Source organism: Psychrobacillus vulpis, from assembly GCF_006861825.1.
Classification (GTDB): domain Bacteria; phylum Bacillota; class Bacilli; order Bacillales_A; family Planococcaceae; genus Psychrobacillus; species Psychrobacillus vulpis.
The window spans coordinates 1-6,893 of sequence record NZ_VDGI01000041.1 but is presented as its reverse complement, the minus strand read 5'-3'; the positions used below and the strand labels follow the sequence as shown (position 1 = coordinate 6,893).

The 6,893-nt window shown below is 34.7% G+C and carries 9 protein-coding genes and 1 pseudogene; 1 reads left to right on the top strand and 9 read right to left on the bottom strand.

Annotated elements, in window-relative coordinates:
* Window positions 1-218 precede the first annotated feature (218 nt).
* The 8 genes and pseudogenes from FG384_RS19150 to FG384_RS20385 all read right to left on the bottom strand — a co-directional run bounded on the left by FG384_RS19150 (window position 219) and on the right by FG384_RS20385 (window position 4,673).
* On the bottom strand, window positions 219-692 hold the full coding sequence (locus FG384_RS19150; RefSeq protein ID WP_142644285.1) for a DUF1203 domain-containing protein: 474 nt from the start codon (window positions 690-692) through the stop codon (window positions 219-221).
* 55 nt (window positions 693-747) lie between these two features.
* Window positions 748-1,116, bottom strand: coding sequence for a helix-turn-helix domain-containing protein (locus tag FG384_RS19145; RefSeq protein WP_240793502.1), 369 nt, complete (start codon window positions 1,114-1,116; stop codon window positions 748-750).
* A pseudogene (locus tag FG384_RS20390) lies at window positions 1,114-1,275 on the bottom strand (Ada metal-binding domain-containing protein); the annotation flags it as partial. The gene FG384_RS19145 and the pseudogene FG384_RS20390, both read right to left, overlap by 3 nt.
* A 525-nt stretch (window positions 1,276-1,800) precedes the next feature.
* Window positions 1,801-2,463, bottom strand: a complete 663-nt coding sequence (locus tag FG384_RS19140) for a hypothetical protein (protein ID WP_142644282.1) — start codon at window positions 2,461-2,463, stop codon at window positions 1,801-1,803.
* A 123-nt stretch (window positions 2,464-2,586) separates the two neighbouring features.
* The gene (locus tag FG384_RS19135; RefSeq protein WP_142644281.1) at window positions 2,587-3,033 is read right to left on the bottom strand and encodes a GNAT family N-acetyltransferase; all 447 of its coding nucleotides are present in this window, start codon (window positions 3,031-3,033) and stop codon (window positions 2,587-2,589) included.
* Window positions 3,034-3,188: 155 nt separating this feature from the next.
* Complete coding sequence (locus FG384_RS19130; protein WP_142644280.1) at window positions 3,189-3,611, bottom strand: hypothetical protein; 423 nt, start codon at window positions 3,609-3,611, stop codon at window positions 3,189-3,191.
* Between the two features lie 736 nt (window positions 3,612-4,347).
* Entirely contained in the window at window positions 4,348-4,515 is a 168-nt protein-coding gene (locus FG384_RS19930) for a hypothetical protein (RefSeq protein WP_166462496.1), read from the bottom strand.
* Window positions 4,516-4,550: 35 nt separating this feature from the next.
* Window positions 4,551-4,673: a hypothetical protein gene (locus FG384_RS20385; protein ID WP_256363930.1), complete on the bottom strand. Its 123-nt coding sequence runs from the start codon at window positions 4,671-4,673 to the stop codon at window positions 4,551-4,553.
* A 547-nt stretch (window positions 4,674-5,220) separates the two neighbouring features.
* Here FG384_RS20385 and FG384_RS19125 point away from each other — a divergent pair.
* Complete coding sequence (locus FG384_RS19125; protein WP_240793503.1) at window positions 5,221-5,763, top strand: transposase; 543 nt, start codon at window positions 5,221-5,223, stop codon at window positions 5,761-5,763.
* Window positions 5,764-6,182: 419 nt separating this feature from the next.
* Here FG384_RS19125 and FG384_RS19120 read toward each other — a convergent pair whose 3' ends face one another.
* Window positions 6,183-6,656: a DUF4367 domain-containing protein gene (locus tag FG384_RS19120; RefSeq protein WP_240793501.1), complete on the bottom strand. Its 474-nt coding sequence runs from the start codon at window positions 6,654-6,656 to the stop codon at window positions 6,183-6,185.
* Window positions 6,657-6,893: the final 237 nt, after the last annotated feature.

The window sequence follows — 6,893 nt, the reverse complement described above, 5'->3', positions numbered from 1 at the left end:
TTCAACCATTTGGCTTTCGGCCCGCCACCTAACTGTCTACGCTTAAAGGCTAATGTTACCATTAGCCCTCCAAGACTCGCTACGAGTGAATGGCTAGTTCTTTCTCGACGGGAATCCCACCCGCTATGATACGACCTAGGCTCGGCCGCACAAGCACCCGTTAGTTGAATAGGAAAGTAAGGATATTAATATTGTTTAACCAATAATAATTTGACTTTTTACACTCTTTTAACAAGGCAGCTATAACATCCTGGTTTAGCATTATGAATGTGAATATATGCTACTTCTTTATTATCAAAAACATCATCTATCATTCCCCTCAAATTTACACCTTCTGTAACCCTTGCATCTACTAACATTGAGTCAATATTGTAACCGCGTACAGAAAGATATCTGTGAAGTATGGTATCCGGAATTTCATTAACATCTAACATAGCGGTAGTTGCTCCTTTTCGTATAAATATGGGTCCATTTGCTTTATAAGGTGAATTAACAAAATGATATTGGTAATTCAATAATATGACTTCTTCTCCTATTTCTGCATCCTTCAAGCTTACCCTGCAGGGAAATCCAGGCTTCTGATCTGCAATCATTTTGACTGCCCCAATATTTTTTAATTCTTCTTCATCCATTAAAAATAGGTTATTAAACTCCTTCTCTTGTAACGCAATGACTTGAAAATTATTTCTCATATTCATATCTCCTTCATTTTTATATTTATCTAGAGGGAATAAGGCATTATGTAAATTAACTACCTTTCAGACACTTCATTCTATATTCTTTTGGTGTTAAGCCTGTTCTCATTTTGAAAGTCTTGTAAAAATTAGACATACTTTGAAATCCTGCATCAAGGGCGACTTTAGTAATTTCTGTATCTGAATGTGTCAACAACCTAGTTGCTTCTTTTAATCTCAACTCAATTAAGTATTCAGATATTGTCGTACCATAATACTGTTTAAAAAGTCTAACTAGATGATTATTACTCACACCAAGCATTTGTGCTATTTTTTTTGTTTCGAAAGATTTACTGTAGTTGTTAGTAATTAGTTCTTTTGCTCTCTCTATTAAATCTTTATTTGGTTCGTAAGTTGCTTCATTAAGATCTGGTCTACACATTTTACATGGCCTAAACCCACTCTTTAGTGCATCCTTTATGGTATCAAAGAAAATGGTGTTCTTCTTCAAAGGTGTCTTGGCTTTACAGGATGGTCTACAAAAGATTCCTGTTGTAATGACTGCATAATAAAACAAGCCATCATAAAAATTATTGCAGGTACTAACTGCTTTTCATTTTTCTTCCCAAAACATAGTCCATTACCTCCTATCTTTTGTTTCCATAATTATTATATATCTGTTATAGCAAAAACTTCTTCCTGTATTTAACCAAACTATTTTTTATTGGATTAGGTCAACTATAATATCAACTAGAATCAATTTTATTATTTGATTCACTAGCTTATCGTAATAAATTTAATAGGTCTTGAATGATGCTTTAAGACAACAGTTCAAAATGAAATAGCTTAAGTCAATATTCCGTTATTAAAAAATTTTCAATAATGAAGTTATCTAGCTTAGCTTTACTTATTCACATTTATTTTTGCAATATTCTTTGCTTATTAAATATAAAATTCCTATTTATAACAATATTATTTGTTACGCAGTATCAAGTCTATTATGTAATAAATTGATATTGTGTTATTGAACTAAACTGCTGCGTTAGTTGAAGAAAAAAAGAGGTGTCTAAACAGCTCCATGTTCTTCAAGTAAAGCCCTGTTTGTTGAAATATTAAGCCTATGTACTCATCGGAGGGACCTTTCCCATATTATTAAGCCATCTTCATCAAGGGCTTGTGTTATTACCGTATTTTCTTCCAATGTTGATGATTTCTTAAAAATACTGTACCATCCGTACATATTGTTATCTACCTTAAAAATGTTTGCTTTATAAACCTCTCCATTAAATGAAACATGCACGTCTTTAATCTCATTATTGGTAATTACCCCACCAAAGAAGTGATTTTCTATTCCATTATCAACGTTCCGTTCTCCAAGACCAGTATAAGCCATGGTAATTCCATCAACTGGAGCTAATGTAGGTACGCCTAATATAATCTCAAACCTTGGTTCTTTCGATGTTACATTAAGATTATTACCCATCTCATCTCTATAAAGGATAACGTATTTTGTCTCTTCAATTCCCTTATAAAGTATTTCTGTCTCTGGGTCTGGAAAATAATCCTTCGCTAGGTTGGAATCAATGATAAATTTCCTTGATTCAAACAAAGAATCTTCTAACCATTCAATATCTTGTTTCAAATAATCGTTCTCTTTTTCTAAATCCTTTACAACATCAAGGTCATTTGGGCTAACATCCTCATTATCAACAGGATCTATAAAGGACAAAGCTGCTATTACGATTGCAATTATTCCAACCCACAAAATTACCTTTTTGATTTCTTTCACTTCTTTCCCCCCAATTAAATACCATTATTTCTACAACCATTCTATTCTTTAGTTGAACAAGAAACCGCCTAAGCAACTCAACGATCACCCACTAAAGCACCCGTTAGTTGAATAAGAACAATGTTAATTATCGATATTTTTAGAAAATAAAATACGGTCTTGTCCTGCACCAGCGTAATCAGTTTTTAAGAATACGGAAAAACCCATTGATTTATGAAATGATATAGAACCCTCGTTAACTGGTGTAGTAATGCAACGGACAGTGCTACAACCTAATTTTCGAACCTTAGCAAAAAATAATTCATATAGCTCTCTTGCTAAGCCATTCTTCCTGAATTCTGGATTAACACCCACGAAATGTATGTATGCTTCGTTTGAATTTGATTGCGACACAAATCCAATTAGAAAAGCGGATATAACTTCATTGTCTTCAACTATAAAACTTGTTGACTGGAAATGCTCGAAAAACAGGCGAGGCAACAAATGTGTCATCTCTCTACCTCCCCACCAATCATTCAAAACATCAATTACTTTATAATAATCTTTTTCTGTAATGTTATGAATTTGCATTAATACAACTCCTTTTTATAAATATTTATGTTATAGATTTATATTAACATGAAAAAACAAACGTTTTATTGAACTAAACTGCTGCTTTAGTTGAAGAAGCTTAAATCTCATTTTCCATTTATTAGACCTCTAAATTACTATTACTCTTGTCATAATTAACTCTTTTGACTTCTTCTAAAATAAACCCTCAAAATCTCGTCCATACCCCACCCAATGAATGAGATAAGGGTGGATGCAGCTAAGAAGTATGTGTCACTAGCATTGAAATCTGTCAAAATAAACCTTGAATCAAGAGTCAACATAAATATAATTACAAAACTGGTACCAAAAAATAAATGGACAATTAATGAAGAGAATACTCGTTTTTTACCAGAAAAATGCTTGTTCATTTTATCAGATAGAATAGATAAAGGAATCCCCCAAAAAAGAGTAAAAGGAATTGTATACATACTAGTAAAAGCAATCAACGCAGGTACTTCCTTTATTGTACTGCCTTCTATAAGTATAAAAAACAATCCTATAATTGGTGCAGCTATTATGACTGTGAAAATAAAAGTCAATATTTTTCTTTTAATCACTTCATCCCTCCTTAGATTCTTCCCATAATTAATACCACTCCAAAAGATTAAGCAGACAGCAGTTCAAATTTATTGAACTAACCTGCACCGTTAGTTTAAGTGTAACATTTCACAATCGAACGCCGAAATCTACTTGATGTTCTGTACATAATTACGAATATAATCACTGTCTTCTTGATTCCAATGCCGAGTTATTTTCATAATTTTTCCTCCATATAAGTTTTTGAATCAATATTTTACCACAAAAATTAACTTGTATTTACAAATAATCCATTTTTACTTATTGAACTAACCTGCCGCTTTAGTTTATGTGTAACATTTCACAATGCATATCTGAGAACAACTTAATCACGAAAGACTCAAGGGGATATCTCCAATTCCAGCAATAATCGTGTTAGAACGCGGGTACCTCTCACTTAATTATCGATATTTCTAATCAAAAAGATCTCTAGTGCGTACTCACACGCGCTAGAGATCTTTTCTTAGTTATGAATAGGTAATTGACTACTATCTATATAAATCGAACAAATGAATATCTAAACGAACTAAGTGCAGGAGCCTTAACAGGGGTAGCCGAAGTCATCAGAACAGCGGTGAAGCTGCTTGGCTTATGGCGAGGGGCGTCCCTAGCGCCGTAGCGAATTCAATGGGTTCTTTATCCCGCATTAACTGGCAGTAATACCCCCACTGATTAAAGGTTCACTTTATGTCAACTTATCGTTACCAATTCTGAAGGTTATTTTGAATTTACGCGTGTAAAATAGCTCAAGACTCTTTTCAAAAAAGATTTTTGGATTTTCTTTTTTCTAGATAGGTAGTTATGTCCTAATTTATATTGTCTTGCTTCCTTTTCCAAGTCAGCCATCCGTTGCTTTGCATATTCTATATCGTTAATCGTAAACATTATTTTTCTCCTTAAGGAGAAGTCCAATTATATTGTTAAGGTGTGGCTAGCACCATTCCTGTTAGCCACTTTTCACCTAAATAGTGTGTTGGCGACTCCAATTTATTTTTACCTACAAATTTATTAATCTGCTTACCACTCATTTTTGGTATCATCATTTTTTTTCCTCCTTCATTTATTATTTTTCCGATTAAACCAATAGCATCATTTTAGTAACTGGGGTTTTTCTTTCCCCAACCGGTGCTATCCACTTTCGAGAGACTCCTTTTTTAATAACTTTCTTCGCTGTTTCATGATCATCATCACCAGCACTCCTTTTCTTGTTATTTTGTTTATATATGCAACACGCAATGCGCGAAAACACCAAATTTTCTAAAAATGCACACAAAAGAGCACACGCTTCTTTACATAAGCGTGTGCTCATAGAAAAAGAACGGCATAACATGCCGTCCGTATTAATTATTTATAAAAAAATAATTAGCGGTTGGGCACGAAATCACTATACGATTATTTTTTAAAGTTCTAGATGTAGTCATTTTCCGTACCTCCATTTCTAATTTGAATATCTAACTACTATAGGGTATCATTACTTATTTCTGAGTGTCAACACTTTTCTGAAGATTATGTATTATTTTTAGGATATCAGCGTCCAAAGCTAAGTCGCTTCCGCAATGGAAAGAAAAACGTATAGATCCATTGAATGATATGTTAGTACGTCGATTATTATTACTTTGTTCTAAACCAAAGTTTTTAGAAGAAATCGGATTAAAGTTTATCAGTCATTCGACAATTGGACGGCGATTATCAGAGCTGAATACGTCCCATTTAGGAGATTTTCTCGGCCGTTTGGCTGCACATTACTGGCGTTTAAAAGGGGATGCTAAAGGGTTGAATGCCAACGTTGGTCTCCTTCGAATCATTGATGGTACCTATATCAAGTTGCCTAATAACGCCGCAAATTGGACGGCAATCTCAAAAGATTCCTATGGAATCAAGCTACATGTCCGAATTGTCGTCGCTTCGCACAATAGTGTCTTTCCGGAAAAGATGATTCCATCTACGGGAAACGTAGCTGATTCTGACGCAGTCAATCACATTATCGACGCAGACGGCGCACTGTATGTAATGGACCGAGGGTATGCCCATAAAACTAAAATCGGCGGTTGGTTGGAGAGGAATATACAGTTTCTCGTTCGAGTAAGAAAGAATCACTCTCCACTAGTATACTTTTTCAACACAATTGATTAATATACCTTATTGAACTAAACTGCCCCGTTAGCCATCCATGTAGCGCAAAATCAGCGCTTCACCACAGAGAATGAAAATGGATACCCCCGTCTATACTGTTTCTACGGCTGGCGAAGAAGGTCGATACACTATGGTGCCATAGAGCCCATCCGTTAGTCTGACTCCAACGATCTCGGTGCATCACAGACTGTCGCACCCTATATGGGTAGCACTTATGGGAGATTAATCCTTTTTGATTGGTTGCACCAGCCTTGCCTTTATTTTAGGAAGAATGGAGATGTTTCTTGATTTACCTATTAACTCAATATAATCATTCTGAAGGCTCAGCCTTTTTTTAGAAAAGCTTTTTCTGAGTCTCTTTTGTTATGCACTTTTACTGTTTTTCGAGAGTTTTTAATTTTCATGGGAGTTGAATAACGTTAATTCATTGACCTTGCAATTTCTAACATTTGTTCTTTTGATAATCTGGAACTATTCATTTCTACAGAAGTACCATCTTGAACCCAATTAAGTAAGCCACCAGTGATGTTGTCTCCATTTTCATCAACTTCGCCACTTTCTTCCCACTCCTGAAAATAACCTTTGTTTCCGTTTATATCAACTTTCTGACGATGAGGAAAATCGTCATCGAATAATCGAAATCCTTTTCTCAAATAAATAGCGACCATCAACTTTGTGTCCTTGCTGTCCATATAGTGTAGCATTATCCAAGGGGCTGTTTTGGTATCTAATGTCCAATCATCAGGAATCCTTTTTGGAGTTAAAACGGTAAAGTCAACTTCTTTCTGTATTTCGGATATAGTTTTGCTATTGTGATTATACTTTATTTCTTTAGCTATAATTATCATTGGGTAACAATTTAGCAGGATTAGGACAATTACTAAACGTATCAACTTTCTACCTCAATTCTATTCGAAACTTCAGGTATTAGTATTTCCTACTTTTCACTTATTATTAAACAATCCTGCTCTTTAGTTCAATAAGAAAAAAGGCTTTACTCCTACTTGAAGTAGTCGAGTAGAAGGGAACCTCTCTACCTTGCGGTAGATTGTGTTCCTCCCCCCTCACAGAACCGTGCTTGCGCTATTTACGCACACGGCTCTTCCAAGTCACCATTCACAAAATGTAGC